Below are 19934 nucleotides of genomic sequence, written 5' to 3' on the forward strand. Positions count from 1 at the left end.
GAAGCGATCGAAAGCTTCAGTTGAACTGCCAGCAAGATTGTCCTGGTTCCACAATTGGCTACCAAAGCTAGTTAAGCCTGTTGAAGATCCTCGGAGGACATTGACTTTACCTCTGTTGGTTTCCCCACCAACATCTTCGTTGGGTGTGCCTATAGCCAAGTCGCCCCGACGATCACCATTGAAATCTCCTCCAGTTAAGCTAGTGCCGAAGCGGTCATAGGCTTCATTGCCTCCGGAAGGAAATACGGATTGAGTCCAGAATTGATCGTTGGGAATATTCATATAGTTTTAATCGTCCTGTGTCAGTTTATTGATGTTGGGTTGATCTCCTTGGCGTTGCTGATTCTGGGTATGATTTTGCCCCCCTAGCCCCCCAAGCGAGGGATTGCTCGCTTGGGGGGAACAAAACTCCCAAAGTCCCCCCCGGTGCGCGCCTCCTAGGGCGAGTAAATCGCCCTTGGGTCGCACCGCAAAGTTGGGGGACTCACGGGGGCTTTAACAGGGGGCTTTAACAAAACTAGATGATCGCGCATTCATACTTCAATTCAGCAACCCTAAGAATTCTGTCGTTAATCAAGAGTCCAGGTGATCTACCAAAACCAAATCGATCATGAAAGCTAATGCTGATTTTTCTTGGCACCAAAAACTTATTGGATCCTCTTGTGACCTTCGCTTCTAGCGGTGCGACCCGTGGCGAATTAAATTACGGGTCAAGCGCACCGGGAGGTTTTCCAAAACCAATCTATTGGGCAAACTATTGCGCTAGCAAGCTACATTGCTGCATCGCTTTTTCTAGCAATGCTAGTAGAGGTCTCAAATGAAAATACTAGATATCAAGTGCTCCCCTGAGCTTAGGTGTTTTTTCTTTTGCTACTTTAAATTGCTAGCTATTAGAACAATAAACTAGTTAAGATGGATGGCTGATTTATCTACCAAAAACAGTATTACATATCAATCCGAAGTAATTGAGCTACTTCACTAAAAATTTACTAAATCTTTAAACGAATAAAGTTGTTGTAAAAAATACTTTGAGGAGAGATATAGGGCTGGGGTAAGGGAATCGGGAATCGGGAATCGGGAATCGGGAGTGTGGGCAGAGAGGGGAGTGTGGGGAGAGGGGGGAGTGTGGGAAGAATTTTCCACAACAGATGCAGCGCCGACCTGAGAGGGTTTCCCCATCAGCAACGGTTGTAGTTTGTCCCATTAGCAACTGCATCTTGAGGGGGGAAGAAAATTGACTGTACCTGATAAATATCAGAAACCCTATAAAAATATTTCCTATCTCCCCATCTCCCTATCTCCCTATCTCCCCATCTCCCCATCTCCCCATCTCCCCATCTCCCCACACTTCCCACACCTCCCACACTTCACTCTCTTCCCCTACTCCCTTGAGAATCTAAAAATTCTCTCGATTCCGATTTGCCTGCTCCATCTTCTCTACAACCTGGTCTATGGGCATCATGCCCAACTCCCCAGCGGCACGGGTACGAATATTCAAACTATTGGCTTCGACTTCCTTGGCACCAACCACACTCATCACGGGGATTTTAGCCTTTTCGGCATTACGAATTGCTTTACCGAGCCTTTCCCCACTGGTATCGACTTCTGCTCGAATCCCATGCGATCGCATTTTTGCTGCCACTTCCTGAGCAAAAGGCAACTGTGCATCCCCTACTGGTAACAATCGTGCTTGTACTGGTGCTAACCAGAAGGGGAAGTCTCCCCCATACTGTTCAATCAATATGCCAGTTAGGCGCTCCAGGGATCCAAAGGGGGCACGGTGAATCATAATCGGGCGTTGGCGAGTACCATCTTCTGCCACATACTCCAAATCAAATCGTTCTGGCAAGTTGTAATCTACCTGTACCGTTCCTAACTGCCATTCCCTGTCCAGGATATCCTGGAAGATAAAGTCCAGTTTCGGGCCATAAAATGCCGCTTCCCCTGGTGCTTCAAAGGATTCCATGCCCAAGGTATCCACAGCACGGCGAATTGCTGATTGGGCTTTTTCCCAAGCCTGATCCGAACCAATATACTTATCCGAGGCCGGGTCACGGAAACTCAACCGTGCTTTAAAGTTCTTCATTTGCAGACTTTTGAACACTGAGAGGATTAAATCCACCACACTGAGGAATTCCTGATCCAACTGATCCGGCATCACAAATAGGTGAGAATCATCCACCGTGAAACCGCGCACCCTGGTCAACCCCCCCAGTTCCCCAGATTGCTCATAGCGATACACTGTTCCAAACTCTGCCAAGCGCATGGGCAACTCCCGGTAGGAGCGCAATTCACTCTTATAAATTTGGATATGGAAGGGGCAATTCATCGGTTTTAGGACAAACCCTTGTTCTGCGGCTGCTGCTTCCTCATCTTCAGCCATCATCGGGAACATATCCTCTTTATAGTTCTGCCAGTGACCGGATACCTTAAACAAGTCCACTCGACCAATATGGGGTGTCACCACTGGTAGATAACCTCGTTTAACCTGTTCTTGCTTGAGGAAATCTTCCAAAAGGGTACGCAAAACCGTTCCTTTGGGGGTCCACAGCGGTAATCCTGGTCCAACCGGGTCAGAAAAGATAAACAGTCCTAGTTCCTTACCCAGCTTACGGTGATCCCGTTTCAGGGCTTCTTGCTTACGGCGCTTATATTCCTGTAGTTGCTCTGGGTTTTCCCAAGCTGTACCATAAATGCGCTGGAGTTGAGCATTACTCGCATCCCCTCGCCAGTAAGCCCCAGCCACACTTTCCAATTCAATTGCCTTCGGGTTGATTTCACTAGTGTTTTCTACATGGGGACCAGCACACAAATCCCACCACTGATCCCCCAGGTGGTAAATCGAGATCGGGTCTTCTAAATCTGCTAAAATTTCCAGTTTATAGGGTTCACCCAGTTCCTTGATCCGCTGTTGAGCTTCTTCCCGTGGCACCTCTTCCCGAATTACCGGAAGCTTCCGCTTAATGATTTTGACCATTTCCTTTTGGATTTTCTTGAGGTCTTGCTCAGTAAACGGTTCTGGCTGGTCGAAATCATAATAAAAACCATTTTCAATCCAAGGACCGATAGTCACCTGAGCCTTCGGAAATAGCTTCTGGACGGCCATTGCCATCACATGAGACGTCGTATGACGGAGCCTTTTTAGGGTATCGGATTCGCTAGTACGGGGCAAATGAATTTTTTCAGGCTGTTCGGAGGGTTCTGAGTTAACCATCGGTGACTGTTCTATGGAATTGAGTAACGCGCTATGACCGTAACACCAATTTTGTGCTATCCCTCTATGATACAAACCTTAGCTTTTGGTGCAGTACATGTTTCTGGTGTAGTACTGTTCCATAAAACTTACACAAAACGTCACTAAGTGACGTTTTGAAGTTTACTTCCTGCATCATCCAGGACTGTCGGCAGCACCCTGTCAGTCAGGCATTCCACCGTAGAACCTACGGCAAGACGTTCTAAATTGATTGCAGCATTAAGATCACGATCTTTAACCATCCCGCAAGCTTCACAGTTAAATACCCGAACGTTCAAAGGCATTCCCTGTTCATGTCCACAGTCTGAGCAAGTCTTTGTAGAGGGATAGAATCTGTTGGCATAAATAACTTGAGAACCATACCATTGAGACTTGTACTCAACTTGTCGGCGAATTTCGGAAAAAGCGGAATCAGCAATTGCACCAGCGAGCTTATGATTCAATAGCATTCCAGATACATTCAAGTCTTCTAGGACTACAGCACCGTGATTCTTGGTCAGCCATGAGGTTAACTTGTGAATGGTATCCTGGCGAATGTTCCTGACTCGCTGGTATGCCTTGGCTAACTTAAGTTTTGCCTTCTGTCGGTTGTTTGAACCAAACTGCTTTCTGGCTAATTGCCGCTGGAGTCGAGCCAGTTTACGCTGTGCCCGTTTGTATGGCCTGGGATTTGGGAACACAGAACCATCAGAGATGGTTGCGAGTTCCTTAACACCTAGGTCTACACCAATTGCAGCCTTAAGTTTTTTTGTTGGTTCAGCCTCAAACTCGTAAGCTACAGAAATAAACCACTGATCAGCCCCTCGGCTGATGGTTAATCGTTTCGTCTGGACTTGGGGCAGTGGTTCATAGGTACTAACCCAACCGATAAATGGCAGTTTCAACCGTGTGCCAGAAAATTCCATGACTTTGCCGCAGTTATCCAGGGTGAAGCTATCATTTTTGCCTTTCTTTTTGAATTTGGGCTTGTCAGCTAACCCACTAAAGAAGCGGGTAAATGCTTCACCCAAATGCAGAAACACAAACTGATAAACCCTGGAACTAAGAGTCTTTTGCCACAGATAATTAGGTTTAACATGATTGGTGTAGAACTTTTTTAATTTGTGAGCAGATGGCTTCAAGCCTTCCTTATCGGCTTCGTCCCACATCCTTAACGCCCAATTCCAAATCCAACGAGCATAACCTGCGTGTTGAGCCATAATTGACTGCTGATGGTTATTTAGCTTTAACCTGGTTTTAAAGGCTCGTTGCATAGCATCGATAGTTTCTACCTGATGTGGTTGTGTCAGTTAGCTTTTTACCAGTTGTGAATAGGCTGATCGGTTATGGAGAGCTTTTAAAAAAGCTCTCGGTGCTCAGAGGCTGATTACGGTTTAAGATATTTGGTTACCTGACTAACGTTGACAACATACTTATAGTAGCGTGTTGTGCCGTAAACTTTTAACTAAGTTTTGGCTCTCTCAATTTAGTTTTGAGGGTTAGGGCAAGGGCTTAGGTGTTCAAGGTTAGGGGTTAGGGGTTAGGGGTTAGGGGTTACGGGTTGGCTTAATGGTTTTGGTACTTAATGGATAGCACCGATGCATAGTACAAGGGTGCCTCATTGGCCAAAGTCCATTGTAGATCATGTCAGGATAATTACCCTTAATCAAAATCTGCCCCATTTAACCATCTGGCCATCAATCGTCTTTATGATGGGTATTCAACCGGACTTGAGCTTACCTCTCAATGTAAGCATTCAGCTATCAGCTATCAGCTATCAGCTATCAGCTTTCAGCTTTCAGCTTTCAGGGATCAGCTATCAGCTAATGGGTCCGATGGGTCGAAGCCTGTGCCAAGCTACAGATGGTGCTTTTGAATAAAACAGGTAACCATTCGAATAATGCTGAGTTAAGTCTGCTAACGGCTGACCGCTGACGGCTGACCGCACCTCAAGTAGCACCATCTGTAGCGCATATGCTTACCCCTCAATTCAATTTTGACGGAGTAGTAGTCTCCGACAAGTGTTAAGGGTTATGTCAAAAATTGTAAAAAAATGTAAATATAATTAAGGTAGACTATGAAAAAATAAACGGTTTTAATATCATGGATCAACCCCAGCCATCAACACCGGAGTTACTCAAAACCATATTGGAACCGCTACTAGTAGATTTTGACTACTGGTTTGAGCGATCGCTTTCGTTGTTAGAAACTGAAGATATCACCTTTTTGAGCACGGAGGAACAATCTGACCTACTAAAGCGGGTAAAGCAAGCCCAGCAGGAGGTAAATACAGCTAAAATGCTTTTTAAAGCTACCGATGGTCAAGTAGGAGTTGAACTTTCTACCATGATGCCATGGCACCAATTAGTGAGAGAATGTTGGGGAGTGGCAATCCGGTGGCGATCATTGGCATCCGGTGCATCCGAGTCAGCGGCCTCAGGGAATGACTAATCTTGACGCACCTAGATTCAGGAAATGATTGAGGAAATAGTGGACTACCATTTGTTAAGGTTAACTAACCACCTATAAAAAGCCGTTTTTTATCCCTGAGCAAGACAAGGAGTTAAAGACCAACTATTCGGTCGGGAGGATAATACGATGTTACACCTAATTTATCTAATTGCCTTTACTGTTCTAGCATTTTTAGCGATTGGAAATTTAATTCGTAACCTATTAAGTTTGAGTTTTGATTCCCAGCGTTCTTTCTCAGCATCGGGAAAATCACCCGCCCAATGGGGTCGGAATCAAGTGAATGCCAATCCATCTCCTGCTAAGTCAGTACCGCACCCGGAACTGCTTGATGATAGTGGCAACCCTATCAATGAACCGCTGTTAGTGATGCGGTCAATGACCGTTGAAGACGCTCGCCAACAGTTAGACGCTATATACAATTCTTCTCCGGGTAACACCAAGGGCACGCCAGAAGAAAACCAGTAGTCTATTGATTTCACGTTAGGGCTAGACCAAGGGAAAGGGGATAAGCAAAACTATTTCCCCTGACCGAATTCGTCGGTGGAAAAACTATAGCGCTGCGCCCAGGCAATAGGGAATAGGAAATAGCGATGCAGCGCTGAATCCATTTTCCTTGACAGACAGCATTCAATTAGTAAGTATTAAACCGGACTAGATCTGATTTATTTGCCATAGGCAAACCAACTTGCATTAGCACTGTAAACCCGCGTGTCTCCCCAGGTTTCCAATACATAATGAAACCCCTCTCGGTTGACATCAGTGACATCAACTTTTAATCGGAGATTTTCATCATTATCACTATCGATGTCGTTTAAAGCAATATAAACCACAGGCTCAGAAGCAAAGTTGGTATTAAACTTTTGCTCACCTGATATTCTTCGTCTGCCATCACCCTTTGATAAATTCCCTTCCCTAACAGAAATTTCTCCACTCTCCAGTCTAATCTGTGAACTAGCCACTTCTTCGATACTTCGAGAGATAGTAATCAGCTGATTACTATCTTGAGTTAAGTTATTGATCCGTTCAACTATATCTCCCAAGGCGACTGGGTCTGATTCTAGAAGAGCATTAAGTTTTTTCTCTATAGTAGAAGCGTTGATATCTAAGCTTTGCACCTTACTATTTAGATACTGAGCTTGTTTTTGATAGTCTTGAGTTTGGGCTTTGATAGTTTGAGTTTGTTGCTGAAGACCTTGCAGATCAACTCGGTTATCAAATAGAGAATTATTTATACGTTTGTTGAGTTTATCAAGTTGTTCTTCTTGATTTTTTAGATGTCCTTTTACAGAACTATCAACAAGACTAGACATGACTACAAAACCACTGACGGTGGTCAATAGGGTAGTAAAAACCAACAAGCCAATCACTAGGTGAAATTGTGTTCTAAATTCCTTCCTGAGTTCCTCAGCTATTTTGGGTGAAAATAGTTGTAATTCTGTATAAATTAAAGCTCTGATATCTGTAGAGCGCTTATCCAGATAACTTCGGTAGGTATCTAGTTCTTTCTTGAGATCATCTCGTTCGCTTCTGAGGCGATCGATAGTTTTTTTAAGTATGTCAAAATCATTCATAGTAACCAAGTGGCTAAACACCGACAATTCCTTAGATAGTTTAGATAGTAAGATACTAATCAACTATCTCCATTATTTCGACAAGCCCGCCAAATACCCTATGGGCTGTTATAGCTGAAATTGCTCTATTCGCCAACTACAGAGGCTGATCTGATGGCACCCAGGATAATCCATGGTGAACAGTAAATGGTGATAGGTAGGGGGTTGGCAAAATTATCTCTTATCCATTACCCATTACCCATTACCCATTACCTACTATAGCGCTAGTCGCTCTAATCATTGCACTCTGTTAAATAATGCTTCGTGAGACCCGGAGCTGGGGGGATTCCGGAGATCTAAATCTAAATTTAGAAATTTTCTAATCAATTGAGACGATCAGCATCAGCCAAAGGATTCCAGACTTAATGCTCATGGTGAGGGGCGTTACGTACCTTCCTGATTGTATAGGGCAAAACCCCTACCAGCAGAGCAAAGGCTTCATCTGGCAGTTGGGCAATAGTGTTGGCATCAAAACCAAATCCCTCAAACTGTTCAAGAATCTGTTGGGTTCGTTTTATCGGACTTGGATCTTCTGTAATTTGTTTAGTCAGTCGAATCCATTGCCGCCGAATCAAATAAGCACGCCGTCGCTCTTCAGCTGATTCTGGAGAAACCAAAGACAGATTGCCCACTGGGACTACTCCCTGACAATCAAGATCAAATATTCCTCCTACAGCCGAACCTGGTCCTGCGAATTCTGCATGGTAGTGCTTATATATGATTAGGCCATTGCGACGCCTACTATTAACAATTAACAATTGTTTATCCCGAAATTGCGAGAGAATTTCTGATGGCTGTGAGTCTCTCATCTTATTCTTGCAGAGGTTCAGGCTTTCCTGGTTCATGCCACTTAGGGGTTGAGGATTGGCGAGACCCTGGTTGTGACCAACCACCTCCTTTGGGTAAAGAGCTATCTGGTAATAGTGTTGGTATTCACTCTCCATCTGAAACTATATGGCGTAATATCTTAGAGCAGGTAAGCACCCAAGCTAAAAGCCCCGATCCGCTTTCCTTAAAATAGCTGTAAATTTTTGAAAATACACAAAAGGGAGAGTCAAGTTTTGTTCAACTACCATTTCCAACTATAAACTTGGGTTTAACCTAAGTTTATAGTTATCAAAAAACACCTCAAAATGGCTTCAAGACACCAAAACTTTGTATGGCTAGATACTAAATTATAGATGATTTGGTATCAATAGCTACAATTTATCGGTATAAAGCAACTTTTGTGGTTTAGTACCGTAGATTTCATGGGATTTACAAGTAGACCGTAACACAAATCAACTAAATTTCGACCCTGGCGAGGTCTTCAAACAACAATTTTCTTGAAAGCTTTATCAATAACCCCCTTTTTGATCTGTTACCAAAAACGATACTCTGCTACAGATAGTCTGAACAAAAATGTTGTATTACATATTTTGTTTGTTTTGTCAATGTGATAAATCACCAAATGTATGTGTTATTCGTCAGCTTGATAACTCCATTATGACGAAATTCAGCCTACTAAGACAGACTCTGACCCGGTGAACTAAAACCAGCAGGATTAATCTGCTTGTGTAAGAGCAGGCGTTTGGGAAGCCTAAGCAATCCTCCGGTATAGCTTGGTTCTACCCGATGCAGTTCATATCCCCTCTTGAGATAAAGTTGCCTGGCCTGATAATTGTTTTCCAAAACATGCAAGTAGAGGTCTTGAAAGCCCCATTCTAGGGCAGTTTGCTCACAAGCCAAGAGCAAATTTTCTCCGACTCCTTGCCGCCGACAAGACTTTCTGACAGCCAGATTGGACAGGTAAAGATGTTGGCAGTTGGGCTTTGGCCAGCAATAGCGAGAACGGAGTGTTAGCTCTACAGTACCAGCTAGCATGTCACTGGTACCAGCAGAACCGGAAACGGTAGTGACGGCGACTAAACACAGGTAATGGGGTAAACTAGATCCCAGTCTGTGGCGCAAATCTTCGTAAATACCCAGTCTTAATAGAGGGTGAAGCCAGCTGATGAGCCCTTTTTGAGGGTGAAAGCTATCTGCAAGAATATCTGCTACAGTGCTGATATCCTCACATTGAGCAGCACGTATAGTGACTTGAGATATACCACCAGCCAAGGTATCTTGACCAGTAGGGACAGATTTATGAAGGGTTAAGAATGAAAAGCAGGAATCCACAACTACAAAATTAAAATTATTTGGGAATGGTAAACTCTATTATTTGGGAATGGTAAACTCTAACTAAAGTATGTAGACTATACGCCGAAGGGGTTCTAAGTTCCCCCCCCCTAGCTTCCCGTAGGTTCAAGGCACCAGAAGGTATATGGCTAAGAAGTCTGAAGGAGGTATGAGCAATTGAGTTCGAAACTATTTACCCCATTTCAGGCCAGGTAAATATTAAGGTAAATAGGAGACATTAAACGTTATACTTCATAATTAATACCTTTTCTTGATGCAATAGCGAGTGGGGGAAACCCCCAAGACCGTAATGGTGCGTTTACAGTCGTCGAATTAAATTCGCCACGGGTCGCACCTCTGCATCGCTTTTGAGAAGTTTGATCAAAATCGGCTGACGGGATTAGCTTAAGTGATTAGCGACCACCTTAAACTAGAAAGTCTTCAAGATCAGGTAGTTCACACACCTTAAACTAGAAAGTCTTCAACGTCAGGTAGTTCACATTATTCTATCGCTATTGAAACATGACGAATCATAAGACTGACTGGACCCCAATCATTAAGAAATTTGTGGCGATAGTAGGCAAAAATGGTGTGGTTCAACGTCGTGAAGAATTGTTGACCTATGAATGTGATGGTCTGGCCAGCTATCGCCAACGACCAGCGGTAGTAGTGCTACCACGCACTACCGAACAAGTCTCAGAGGTGCTTAAGATATGCGATCGCTATTCTATTCCTTGGGTGGCACGGGGTGCTGGCACCGGATTATCCGGTGGTGCTCTACCTATAGAAGATGGTGTGTTGATTGTCACTGCCCTAATGAAGGGTATCCTGGACATTGACCTGGAAAATCAGCGAATTGTAGTACAACCAGGCTTAATCAACAACTGGGTGACCCAAGCGGTAAGTGGTGCGGGTTTCTATTATGCCCCTGATCCCTCCAGTCAAATTATTTGTTCCATTGGTGGCAATGTGGCTGAGAACTCTGGTGGTGTCCATTGCCTCAAATATGGTGTGACCACTAATCACGTCATGGGGTTAAAATTGGTTCTTCCGGACGGTTCAATTGTGGATGTAGGGGGATCAGTTCAAGAAATGCCTGGTTACGACCTAACCGGCTTATTTGTTGGTTCCGAAGGCACCTTGGGGATCGCTACAGAAATTACCCTGCGCATCCTCAAGAGACCAGAATCAATTTGTGTCCTCCTAGCGGACTTTACTAGCATTGAAGCTGCTGGTACTGCAGTGACTGACATTATTGGTGCTGGGATCATTCCTGCGGGCATGGAAATGATGGATAATCTCAGCATCAATGCGGTAGAGGACGTAGTGGCAACAGGTTGTTATCCGAGGGATGCTGGAGCAATATTGCTGGTAGAACTGGATGGCTTAAAGGTAGAAGTGGATACTAATAAACGGCGGGTTGCCCAACTGTGTAAACAGAATGGGGCAAGAAATATCACGACGGCTAGGGACGAAGAAACCCGCCTGAAATTATGGAAAGGTCGCAAAGCGGCTTTTGCTGCGGCAGGGAAGATTAGCCCCAATTATTTCGTCCAAGATGGGGTGATTCCTCGCACTGAGTTAGCGGGTGTTTTGAGGGAGATTGAGGCATTAAGTGAGAAATCTGGGTACACAATAGCTAACGTATTCCATGCGGGTGATGGAAATCTACACCCCCTAATCTTGTACGATGAAAAGGTGCCTGGGGCATTAGAAGAGGTAGAAAATGTTGGTGGCGAAATCCTCAAACTCTGTGTCAAAGCAGGGGGGAGTATATCTGGGGAACATGGGATTGGTGCGGATAAGAACTGTTTTATGCCAGATATGTTCACGTATACGGACTTGGAAACGATGAAATGGGTTAATCAGGTATTCAATCCCAAGGGTTTAGCCAATCCAGGCAAGGTATTTCCGACACCCCGGACTTGTGGAGAGGCAGCAAATGCCGGAAAAACAACGGAATTTGAGTCTATAGAGCGTTTTTAAACTAAGTTTCGTGAGTTCGACATGAGCCTTCGTTATCCAGAACTCAATCCCTTCGCGACCATTCAAAATTATCAATTCAAAATTCAAAACTACCCCATAAATGAATTCAGGAGCCTGTATCCGGTCTCAGCAATTCAAAATTATAAAGCTATACCTGTTTTAATTCTTAATTTTGCCTTTTGAATTCAAAAATGGTTAGGGAGTAGCCAAAAAATAAAATACCAGTTTTTAGCTTGTAGGGTGGGCAAAACAGTTTGTTTATTTTGATTATACTATATAATATTACTTTGCCCACCCTACTTTAATTGGTATTTTTTTTACACGCAAGCCTTTTGCCGTTCCCAGTCAGTTTTTAGCTTGTAGGGTGGGCAAAACAGTTTGTTTATTTTGATTATACTATATAATATTACTTTGCCCACCCTACTTTAATTGGTATTTTTTTTACACGCAAGCCTTTTGCCGTTCCCAGTCAGTTTTTAGCTTGTAGGGTGGGCAAAACAGTTTGTTTATTTTGATTATACTATATAATATTACTTTGCCCACCCTACTTTAATTGGTATTTTTTTTACACGCAAGTCCCTTAGGTTGAGATCAGGTCAATAAATTTCCTTTCCCTATTACCTTTTGCCTTTTGCCTTTTGCCTTTTGCCGTTCCCAGTAGGGTGGGCAAAACAGTTTGTTTATTTTGATTATACTATATAATATTACTTTGCCCACCCTACTTTAATTGGTATTTTTTTTACACGCAAGTCCCTTAGGTTGAGATCAGGTCAATAAATTTCCTTTCCCTATTACCTTTTGCCTTTTGCCTTTTGCCTTTTGCCGTTCCCAGTCAGTCGCTGCTTTTCTTGCCAAGCCACAAATGCAATTCCCCAAAAAAAACTCAAACTGACGACTAATCCTGAAGGATTACCAAGACTGAGTAACAGCAAGACGAAAAAAAAACTACCAATTTGAGCGGTTTGCTGGAGTAGGGAATTCAATCCAGCTTTGGCTTCCTGCTCTAAAGTAAGTTTGTTACGGCTTAACTTCATTCTAAAACCAACAAGGAACATACCTCAGGTGCGACCCAAGGCCGGGTTCCCCGGCCTAGGAGGCGCGCACCTTAACCGATTTAAAACTGTTATAATTAAAGGTTATTCTAGATTAGAAATTATTGAAATGTGCCCACAAACGACCAATTATGCGACCCGCAATTAGGATCCAGAGCAAAAAATTAGCGGCACCGATGATTAAGCTGGCATAAAATTGGACACCAATGGTACTATCTAGACAAACACTAAAATCTAAGAAGCTGTTGGAGAGAATTAACTGCCCGATTAAACTAGGAATATAGAGGATTACAAGCAGAGCGATCGCATCCTGAAGGCTCAGGTATACACTTCTCCACATATGCCCTAGTAAAGCTTTACCAAGCTTATCCACAGAAGTCCATATATGTTGCATCAGTTTCTTGGAAGCACAAATGTAATCTGGCCGGTTTTGACACTAAGCCAGTATTCATTTCCACCGAACCGAGATCCGGATACTGATGTATGGTGGTTTGTTGAAGGTTGAGCGTGGTTTCCACTCCAGTTGCTGATCTGACTCCCCATCTCCCCATTTCCCCATCTTCCCACACTTCCCACACTTCCCACACTTCCCACACTCTCTCTCCCCTTTCCCTACTCCCAACCCCAAGGGCGAGGTATCTCACCCAACAGAGAACTGCCATAAGGTATGATTACCCTGTTGCGGTTCGCTCTAGGCTGGATTAATCTAGAAGCATCATTTCCCGGTAGTCTAGATGTCTACTAAATCCAAACTTCCGAGAACTACCCAAGTCAGTCACTGGTCAATTGAGCAGTTGCCCGGATTAAGTATTCAAGATCAATCAAAACTCAAAGAATTGGGCATTACCACCACTAGGGAATTGCTCCAAAAAGCAAGCACTGGCCAAGCTAAACAAGCGCTAGCTAACCAGTTAAAGGTAAAGACTCAGTACGTCAATAAATGGGTAGCCCTAGCAGATTTAGCCCGTATCCCTAGCATTGGCTGCCAATATTGTGGACTAGTATTACATGCAGGAATATGCTCTTTAACCCAACTAGCTCAGACTCCCCCTCACCGCTTGCACCAAAATATTTTACGCCTACAGGTAGCAACCATGAAGCGCCGAGACCTTTGTCCTGGTGTTGATCAGGTGGCACGATGGACTAAACAAGCACGAGATTTAGTTAGTCACTAGACATCTCCAGAAACTCGGTTTTGACCCAGGCAGTGCAAGGGTTTGAGGTTAATTTTTGGAGATGTCTACTAGTAATTTCTTGATTGTTAATTGTCATTTGGCATTTTCAATTTGCTATTTTCAGGCATTCCTTATCTATTCTTTAACCAACACTCCATTGAGGAAAATATCAGCAATGCCTTCTGCCATTTCCTGAATCTCTTTGGGGGAGGCATCTGAATCGAGGATGGTATTGTGGCTGAAACCAGCAACGGCAAACATGCCCAAGAACACCTGAGCCAAAATTTTGGGGTTCATAGGGCGATAAATGCCTCGCTCAATGGCGGTTTCAAAAAAGGCTTCAGCCACATCCGTCATTTTAATAATCACTTCTGACTGAATGCGATCGCGCAATTCTGGGTGGAATTGGGCTTCCATAAAGCATACTCGCATCAGATCCGCATTCTCACCCATACGCATCATTCGCCGCCGCATCATCTGTGCTACTGCTTTATAGCTGCCCATTTCACTGAGTTCTGTGAGCAAATCGGTGAGAATGTCTATCCAACCCTGGGTGGCGACTTCAATCAGAATGGCCTTTTTGTTTTCAAAATGACGAAATAGGGTACCTTCAGCGACCCGAGCAGAACTGGCTAACTCCCTGGTGGTTGTCCCGTTATAACCTCGACTGGCAAACAAACGTCGTGCTGCTGTCAGGATACGTTGCCTGGTCTCTGTCTCTGACTGAGTTGGCTGATTTATTATTCCCATGGGTGTCAAAATGAAACTTGTAGCGCTATTATCCAAATTGTCCAACACTTCACCCCATAATTGTCAAATTTGAGACAGAGTTGGCTTGAGCTTCTAGTAGTAGGTGATGGTAATCATGCCTTGATTGTGACCAAAAATTTGGGTTTCAAGCTGGCCTTTGGCCACGCTACTTGAGGTGCCCATAAACGGGCGATTTTTCCGGAATTTGTCAAGGCAAAGGTTTATAATACAATAATTGCGTAGAAAGCGCACAGGTAGGATTCGTCGGTACTACCTGATTCAATAACGACCATTGCGATGCTAGTACACGAGGCGCGAAAAACCTCGCCGGTGCGCTTTCCGTCGGCTAATTAAATTCGCCACGGGTCGCACCGCTAAAACCCATGGGTCTTAACGGATACCGAAAACCAGTAAAGTAGCAAATTCAAAATATATAACGTACCGTGGGGCACACGGGAACGAGGGAAGGGAGAAACAGTTATATTAGACACTCCTAGTACCTAGCGCTTAGGGAGATAAGCCCACTGGGATTAGTTAAGTTAGGCTTGATGCTTGGTTGCTGATTGAACGGGTATTTGGCTTGAATATTGCCTTTCAGGATAGCTAATTTTAAGGCGTGTCGTAGAACTAAGAATCCCCGTTCTTACTTCGGCGGGGAGTGTCAAACACTTGATGAAGAGACGCTAGCTTATTAGTTGTTAACCTCACGCCGCCTAAAGGCGGTACCACTAAATCCCACCCTAGAAAGCGGTGGGCGTTGTGGGAGAGTTCTGTAAGTTCGTTACTGCCACCCTTGTATGACTAAACAGAATGGATTGGTCGTGTTTCTCCAGCGTGTTGCTGATCACTTAAGACCACTTCGGTGCTTATTCAAGACAGGATCTATCAAGTCCCTATCGATTTTATCTTATCTGGGGGCGGCAATCCTAATCTGGGGAACATTCTCGACTATCGCATTAGCCCGTACTGAAACCCCAGCATCACCCTCAACCTCAATCCAACCCTATCTAGACCGGGTGATCCAACGGGTAACTGAGTTTACCCTGGATAATGGCATGAAGTTCATTGTCCTAGAAAACCACGAAGCACCAGTAGTTTCTCTTCTTACCTATGCCGATGTAGGGGGTGTGGATGAACCGGATGGCAAAACCGGTGTGGCTCACTTCTTAGAACATTTAGCATTTAAAGGTACCACCCGGATTGGTACTACCAACTATGAGGCAGAAAAAAGTCTGCTGGACAAGTTGGACGAGTTGAAGAAACAAATTAAAGAGTATCAAGCCACTGGCAATGAAGCAGAGGTGGCTAAGTTAAAGGAAGAGTTTGCCCAAGTCGAAGCTGAGGCAGCTAAGTATGTCAAGCAAAACGAGTTGGGTCAGATTATTGAGCAATCAGGAGGCGTGGGCTTGAATGCGGCAACGTCTACGGATTATACGGTGTACTTCTACAGCTTGCCATCAAACAAATTAGAGCTGTGGATGTCCTTAGAGTCGGAACGCTTCCTTGAGCCGGTATTTCGCGAATTTTATAAGGAACAAGAGGTAATCCTGGAAGAACGTCGTCTGCGCACTGATAACTCTCCGATCGGTCAAATGATTGAAGCGTTCTTGGATACTGCCTATACCAAGCACCCTTATCGGCGTCCGGTGATTGGCTACAACAAAGACATTCGCAATCTTACTCGCCAAGATGTCCAGGAGTTTTTTGACACTTACTATAGTCCGAATAACTTAACTGTAGCTATTGCGGGAGATGTGGATCCAAAGCAGGTGAAACGGCTAGCTAAAGTCTACTTTGGACGCTACAACCATCAAAGGGAAATTCCTAAAGTCACTACAGTAGAACCACCACAGTCCGAAACCAAGGAAGTTACCTTGAAATTACCCTCCCAACCCTGGTACTTGGAAGGATACCATCGACCAGGGATTACCCATCCTGACCATGTGGTTTATGAAATTATGGGCAATTTGCTCAGTGATGGTCGCACCTCTCGCCTATATAAGTCTCTGGTAGAAGGGAAACAAGTAGCCCTCTCGGCGGCAGGGTTTAGTGGCTTTCCTGGTGATAAATATCCTAATTTAATGTTGTTCTATGCCCTAACTGCACCAGGACACACGGTGGAAGAGGTGGCAAGTGCATTGTCAGAAGACATTGAAAAGCTCAAAACTGAACTAGTTTCACCCCAAGAATTAGAACGGGTAAAAACTCAGGCAAGGGCTAGCCTATTGCGATCGCTTGATTCCAATATGGGTATGGCCAGAAATTTGGCAACCTATGAGGTCAAAACGGGTGATTGGCGTAACTTGTTTAAGGAAATAGAAGATATAGAGGCAGTGAGTGCAGCAGACATTCAGCGGGTGGCTCAGGCAACCTTTAGACCAGAAAACCGTACGATTGGACGCATTTTACCAAGTCAGTAGCTGAACGGTTCAAGGTTGTCGGTCAGAATGCAGAATGTAGAATGCAGAATGTAGAATTCCAAATTCGCGCATTAGACATTCTACATTCTTAATTCAAAAATGTTGTTCGCCAAAGGCGAACAACTGGTTAACCTTCAACCTTCAACTGATTAACCTTCAACCTTCAACTGGTTAACCTTCAACCTTCAACTGGTTAACCTTCAACCTTCAACTGGTTAACCTTCAACCTTCAACTGGTTAACCTTGGCCAAAAGGCCACGCGATCGGTTTCAACCTGGTAACTTTCAACCTTCAACCTTCTAACCTTCAACTATTGATCCAATTAGCAATGACCAATCTAAAATCGAAAAGCCAAAATCCCAAATACCTGAAATGGATCGGGCTACTATTGGTGACAATGCTAGTGGTAGTGCTTGTGTCTCGTCTACCAGCAATAGCTGATACCCCACGCCATTACGATGAATTAGACTTTGACCCGTTACCACCAATTCAGCTACCGGACTACACTCGCTATCAGTTAGATAATGGGATGGTGGTCTATCTGATCGAAGACCATCAACTGCCTTTGGTAAGTGGTACCGCAATAATTCGCACGGGCGATCGCCTTGAGCCTGCTGAAAAAATTGGCTTAGCCACTATGGCGGGAGTTGTGATGCGTACTGGGGGTACCACTGAACACTCAGGCAATGAGTTAAATGTGCTCTTAGAAGAAAAGGCAGCTTCGGTGGAAACTAGTATTGACACTAGTTCTGGCAGGGCGAGTTTTAGTGCTTTGAGCGAAGATTTGGACTTGGTCTTTGATTTGTTTGCTGAAGTTATTCAAAAGCCTGCCTTTGCTCAAGCTAAGCTCGCCCTAGCTAAACAGCAACTAGCAGGACAAATTGCCCGGCGCAATGATGATCCCGGTGATATTGCTTCTCGTGAATTTAGGAAACTGATCTACGGTGACACTAGCCCCTATGCCCGCACGATAGAGTATGAGCATCTAGACAATATCTCTCGTAATGATTTAATCACTTTCTCACAGAGGTATGTGTATCCAGAAAATATGATACTGGGTATTGTGGGGGATTTTGACTCCGAGAAAATGCGATCGCTAATTGAGGAGAAATTTGGTAGCTGGAAATCTACCTCTGCCCCAACACAGCCAAAGGTGCCAGACGCATCCCAGGCTCAGTTAGGGGGTATATTTTTTGTGGATCAACCTCAACTGACCCAAAGTTATATTCAAATGGGACATATCGGGGGCAAGCTCAATAGCCCTGACTACGCCGCCCTTTCTGTTTTAAATGAGGTGATGAATGGATTTGGGGGCAGACTATTTAACGAAGTGCGATCGCGTCAAGGTCTAGCTTACTCGGTCTACGGGGTTTGGAGTGTTCGCTATGACTATCCGGGTTTATTTATTGCTGGGGGACAAACTCGCTCTGAAACCACCGTACCCTTTATTAAATCCGTTCTAGATGAAATCCAGAAACTGCGCACTAGTCCGATTACCTCAGAAGAATTGGCTAAGGCAAAAGAAAGCGTTCTCAACTCCTTTGTGTTTAATTTCCAGAAGCCAGAGCAAACCTTATCTCGGCTGATGCGCTATGAATACTATGGCTACCCAGAGGATTTCATCTTCCGTTATCAAAAGGCAGTGACAGCTACTACGATTGAGGATATACAGCGGGTGGCGGAAAAGTATCTCAAACCCGATCAGATTGTTACGGTAGTTGTAGGCAATGCTTCCCAAATCAAACCAGCCCTGACTAGCCTTTCCGAGGAGGTCACCGTCTTAGATATTACCATTCCAGAACCACAAAACAGCTAGTATATCAGTATATCAATGGCAAATTGTTAATGGTTAATGGTTAATTAAGAAAAAATCGATTTACCATTTGCCTTGTAACATTTGCCATTTGCTATTGTCCATGCGTATTCTATTCCTACATCCTAATTTCCCTGCCCAATTTCGCCACATAGCAACTGCTTTAGCTAAAGATAACCGCAACCAGGTTATGTTTGGTACCAGGCGCAAGGAAGGGCAACTGCCTGGAGTTGTAAAAGCTCTTTACAATACCTCTAGGGAAATACGTCCAGAAACTCACCACTATGTTAGACCCTTAGAAAATGCCGTACTTCAGGGTCAAGCTGTCTATCGCTTAGCCAATCAGCTGAAGGCTAAGGGATTTGTTCCTGATGTGGTCTATGGTCACTCGGGTTGGGGCCCAACGTTATTTATTAAAGACGCTTTCCCCCAAGCAAAATTACTTTGCTACTTCGAGTGGTTTTATCATGCCCATGGCACAGATGCTGATTTTGATCCATCCGAGCCCCTCAACGCTGACGATGAAGCCCGGATTCGGATGAAAAATGCCCCGATTTTGTTAGACCTAGCCAGTTGCGATCGCGGATTGTCTCCTACCTACTGGCAGCGCCAGCAATTTCCAGCCGACTTCCACAACAGAATTACCGTGCGTCATGATGGGGTAGACACCGAGTTCTTTAAACCCAATCCAGGGGCAAAGTTAGTACTAAAACGGATAAACTTAGACCTGTCTGAGGTGGAAGAACTGGTTACCTATGTAGCACGGGGCATGGAACCTTATCGAGGTTTTCCCCAATTGATCGAAGCAATCGGTATGCTTCAGCAGCGACGTCCTAAGTGTCATGCTGTGATTGTCGGGGAAAATCGGGTGGCTTATGGTAAAACCCTACCGGATGGCAAAACTTACAAAGACTTGATGTTAGAAAAAGTCCCTCTTGACCTAGACAGAGTCCACTTTACTGGTTTACTTCCTTACTCAGAATACTTACAAGTCCTTCAAGCTTCCTCTGTTCATATTTATCTCACCCGTCCTTTTGTTCTGTCTTGGTCGATGCTAGAATCCCTTTCTACAGGTTGTTTGGTAGTAGCGTCTGATACTCCCCCAGTGACAGAGGTGATTGAAGATGGGATTAATGGTTTGTTAGTAGACTTTTTCTCGCCAGAGGAAATCGCCGATCGGGTTGAGGAAGCTCTCGACCATCCAGAACAGATGGCTGGTATTCGCGCTAAGGCAAGGGAAACCATTCAACAAGGTTATGATTTA

At 44.3% G+C, this 19934-nt stretch carries 19 protein-coding genes; 8 read left to right on the plus strand and 11 right to left on the minus strand.

Translation table 11 applies throughout. The annotated features are described in order from the left end of the window. From F6K38_RS18075 to F6K38_RS18090, 4 genes are all read right to left on the minus strand, one after another. A partial coding sequence (locus F6K38_RS18075; RefSeq protein WP_287357083.1) for an integrin alpha occupies window positions 1-282 on the minus strand: 282 nt, incomplete at its 3' end. Between the two features lie 696 nt (window positions 283-978). Continuing rightward, complete coding sequence (locus F6K38_RS18080; RefSeq protein ID WP_044493271.1) at window positions 979-1179, minus strand: hypothetical protein; 201 nt, start codon at window positions 1177-1179, stop codon at window positions 979-981. Window positions 1180-1396: 217 nt separating this feature from the next. Further along, window positions 1397-3214: a threonine--tRNA ligase gene (gene thrS / locus F6K38_RS18085; protein WP_008184612.1), complete on the minus strand. Its 1818-nt coding sequence runs from the start codon at window positions 3212-3214 to the stop codon at window positions 1397-1399. Window positions 3215-3357: 143 nt separating this feature from the next. Beyond that, window positions 3358-4452, minus strand: a complete 1095-nt coding sequence (locus tag F6K38_RS18090) for an RNA-guided endonuclease InsQ/TnpB family protein (protein ID WP_229414497.1) — start codon at window positions 4450-4452, stop codon at window positions 3358-3360. A gap of 378 nt (window positions 4453-4830) precedes the next feature. On the opposite strand from F6K38_RS18090, the gene F6K38_RS18095 reads away from it, so the two are divergent. The 3 genes from F6K38_RS18095 (at window position 4831) to F6K38_RS18105 (ending at window position 6169) form a co-directional block, all read left to right on the plus strand. Then, complete coding sequence (locus F6K38_RS18095; RefSeq protein ID WP_287357085.1) at window positions 4831-5112, plus strand: hypothetical protein; 282 nt, start codon at window positions 4831-4833, stop codon at window positions 5110-5112. Window positions 5113-5335: 223 nt separating this feature from the next. Next, window positions 5336-5683: a DUF2605 domain-containing protein gene (locus tag F6K38_RS18100; RefSeq protein ID WP_008179530.1), complete on the plus strand. Its 348-nt coding sequence runs from the start codon at window positions 5336-5338 to the stop codon at window positions 5681-5683. A gap of 147 nt (window positions 5684-5830) precedes the next feature. Further along, window positions 5831-6169: a DUF2973 domain-containing protein gene (locus F6K38_RS18105; RefSeq protein WP_008179531.1), complete on the plus strand. Its 339-nt coding sequence runs from the start codon at window positions 5831-5833 to the stop codon at window positions 6167-6169. A gap of 197 nt (window positions 6170-6366) precedes the next feature. Here F6K38_RS18105 and F6K38_RS18110 read toward each other — a convergent pair whose 3' ends face one another. The 3 genes from F6K38_RS18110 to F6K38_RS18120 all read right to left on the minus strand — a co-directional run bounded on the left by F6K38_RS18110 (window position 6367) and on the right by F6K38_RS18120 (window position 9474). After that, on the minus strand, window positions 6367-7275 hold the full coding sequence (locus F6K38_RS18110; protein ID WP_008179535.1) for an H-type lectin domain-containing protein: 909 nt from the start codon (window positions 7273-7275) through the stop codon (window positions 6367-6369). A gap of 401 nt (window positions 7276-7676) precedes the next feature. Further along, on the minus strand, window positions 7677-8258 hold the full coding sequence (locus F6K38_RS18115) for a hypothetical protein (protein ID WP_008179536.1): 582 nt from the start codon (window positions 8256-8258) through the stop codon (window positions 7677-7679). A 559-nt stretch (window positions 8259-8817) separates the two neighbouring features. Then, the gene (locus F6K38_RS18120; protein ID WP_008179539.1) at window positions 8818-9474 is read right to left on the minus strand and encodes a GNAT family N-acetyltransferase; all 657 of its coding nucleotides are present in this window, start codon (window positions 9472-9474) and stop codon (window positions 8818-8820) included. A gap of 522 nt (window positions 9475-9996) precedes the next feature. On the opposite strand from F6K38_RS18120, the gene glcD reads away from it, so the two are divergent. Beyond that, window positions 9997-11460, plus strand: a complete 1464-nt coding sequence (gene glcD / locus F6K38_RS18125; RefSeq protein WP_008179542.1) for a glycolate oxidase subunit GlcD — start codon at window positions 9997-9999, stop codon at window positions 11458-11460. Window positions 11461-12251: 791 nt separating this feature from the next. Here glcD and F6K38_RS18130 read toward each other — a convergent pair. The 3 genes from F6K38_RS18130 to F6K38_RS18140 all read right to left on the minus strand — a co-directional run bounded on the left by F6K38_RS18130 (window position 12252) and on the right by F6K38_RS18140 (window position 13174). After that, the gene (locus tag F6K38_RS18130; protein WP_008180619.1) at window positions 12252-12494 is read right to left on the minus strand and encodes a hypothetical protein; all 243 of its coding nucleotides are present in this window, start codon (window positions 12492-12494) and stop codon (window positions 12252-12254) included. Between the two features lie 112 nt (window positions 12495-12606). Then, a complete protein-coding gene (locus F6K38_RS18135) occupies window positions 12607-12906 on the minus strand; it encodes a hypothetical protein (RefSeq protein WP_044492383.1) in 300 nt (99 codons plus the stop codon). Continuing rightward, window positions 12878-13174 carry a hypothetical protein gene (locus tag F6K38_RS18140; protein ID WP_008180614.1) on the minus strand — a complete coding sequence of 99 codons (297 nt, stop codon included), beginning with the start codon at window positions 13172-13174 and terminating at the stop codon, window positions 12878-12880. Before F6K38_RS18140 ends, F6K38_RS18135 begins: the two co-directional genes overlap by 29 nt. Window positions 13175-13246: 72 nt before the next feature. Between F6K38_RS18140 and F6K38_RS18145 the strand changes: the two genes are divergently transcribed. Continuing rightward, window positions 13247-13687, plus strand: a complete 441-nt coding sequence (locus tag F6K38_RS18145; RefSeq protein ID WP_008180612.1) for a DUF4332 domain-containing protein — start codon at window positions 13247-13249, stop codon at window positions 13685-13687. A 135-nt stretch (window positions 13688-13822) separates the two neighbouring features. Here F6K38_RS18145 and F6K38_RS18150 read toward each other — a convergent pair whose 3' ends face one another. Next, the gene (locus F6K38_RS18150) at window positions 13823-14437 is read right to left on the minus strand and encodes a TetR/AcrR family transcriptional regulator (RefSeq protein ID WP_008180610.1); all 615 of its coding nucleotides are present in this window, start codon (window positions 14435-14437) and stop codon (window positions 13823-13825) included. Between the two features lie 797 nt (window positions 14438-15234). On the opposite strand from F6K38_RS18150, the gene F6K38_RS18155 reads away from it, so the two are divergent. The 3 genes from F6K38_RS18155 to F6K38_RS18165 form a co-directional block, all read left to right on the plus strand. Next, window positions 15235-16857: a M16 family metallopeptidase gene (locus F6K38_RS18155; protein ID WP_008180609.1), complete on the plus strand. Its 1623-nt coding sequence runs from the start codon at window positions 15235-15237 to the stop codon at window positions 16855-16857. Window positions 16858-17185: 328 nt separating this feature from the next. Next, window positions 17186-18673, plus strand: coding sequence for a M16 family metallopeptidase (locus F6K38_RS18160; RefSeq protein ID WP_008180608.1), 1488 nt, complete (start codon window positions 17186-17188; stop codon window positions 18671-18673). A gap of 100 nt (window positions 18674-18773) precedes the next feature. Beyond that, the coding region (locus tag F6K38_RS18165; protein ID WP_287357087.1) for a glycosyltransferase family 4 protein at window positions 18774-19934 on the plus strand (1161 nt) is incomplete at its 3' end.

Source organism: Moorena sp. SIO3B2, from assembly GCF_010692525.1.
Classification (GTDB): Bacteria; Cyanobacteriota; Cyanobacteriia; order Cyanobacteriales; family Coleofasciculaceae; genus Moorena; species Moorena producens.

Coding starts and splice junctions, on each gene's coding strand:
- F6K38_RS18080 (WP_044493271.1), bottom strand. CDS start 1,179: ATGGGGAAACCCTCTCAGGTCGGCGCTGCATCTGTTGTGGAAAATTCT.
- thrS (WP_008184612.1), bottom strand. CDS start 3,214: ATGGTTAACTCAGAACCCTCCGAACAGCCTGAAAAAATTCATTTGCCC.
- F6K38_RS18090 (WP_229414497.1), bottom strand. CDS start 4,452: ATGGCTCAACACGCAGGTTATGCTCGTTGGATTTGGAATTGGGCGTTA.
- F6K38_RS18095 (WP_287357085.1), top strand. CDS start 4,831: ATGCATAGTACAAGGGTGCCTCATTGGCCAAAGTCCATTGTAGATCAT.
- F6K38_RS18100 (WP_008179530.1), top strand. CDS start 5,336: ATGGATCAACCCCAGCCATCAACACCGGAGTTACTCAAAACCATATTG.
- F6K38_RS18105 (WP_008179531.1), top strand. CDS start 5,831: ATGTTACACCTAATTTATCTAATTGCCTTTACTGTTCTAGCATTTTTA.
- F6K38_RS18110 (WP_008179535.1), bottom strand. CDS start 7,275: ATGAATGATTTTGACATACTTAAAAAAACTATCGATCGCCTCAGAAGC.
- F6K38_RS18115 (WP_008179536.1), bottom strand. CDS start 8,258: ATGGAGAGTGAATACCAACACTATTACCAGATAGCTCTTTACCCAAAG.
- glcD (WP_008179542.1), top strand. CDS start 9,997: ATGACGAATCATAAGACTGACTGGACCCCAATCATTAAGAAATTTGTG.
- F6K38_RS18130 (WP_008180619.1), bottom strand. CDS start 12,494: ATGAAGTTAAGCCGTAACAAACTTACTTTAGAGCAGGAAGCCAAAGCT.
- F6K38_RS18135 (WP_044492383.1), bottom strand. CDS start 12,906: ATGCAACATATATGGACTTCTGTGGATAAGCTTGGTAAAGCTTTACTA.
- F6K38_RS18140 (WP_008180614.1), bottom strand. CDS start 13,174: ATGGCAGTTCTCTGTTGGGTGAGATACCTCGCCCTTGGGGTTGGGAGT.
- F6K38_RS18145 (WP_008180612.1), top strand. CDS start 13,247: ATGTCTACTAAATCCAAACTTCCGAGAACTACCCAAGTCAGTCACTGG.
- F6K38_RS18150 (WP_008180610.1), bottom strand. CDS start 14,437: ATGGGAATAATAAATCAGCCAACTCAGTCAGAGACAGAGACCAGGCAA.
- F6K38_RS18155 (WP_008180609.1), top strand. CDS start 15,235: ATGACTAAACAGAATGGATTGGTCGTGTTTCTCCAGCGTGTTGCTGAT.
- F6K38_RS18160 (WP_008180608.1), top strand. CDS start 17,186: ATGACCAATCTAAAATCGAAAAGCCAAAATCCCAAATACCTGAAATGG.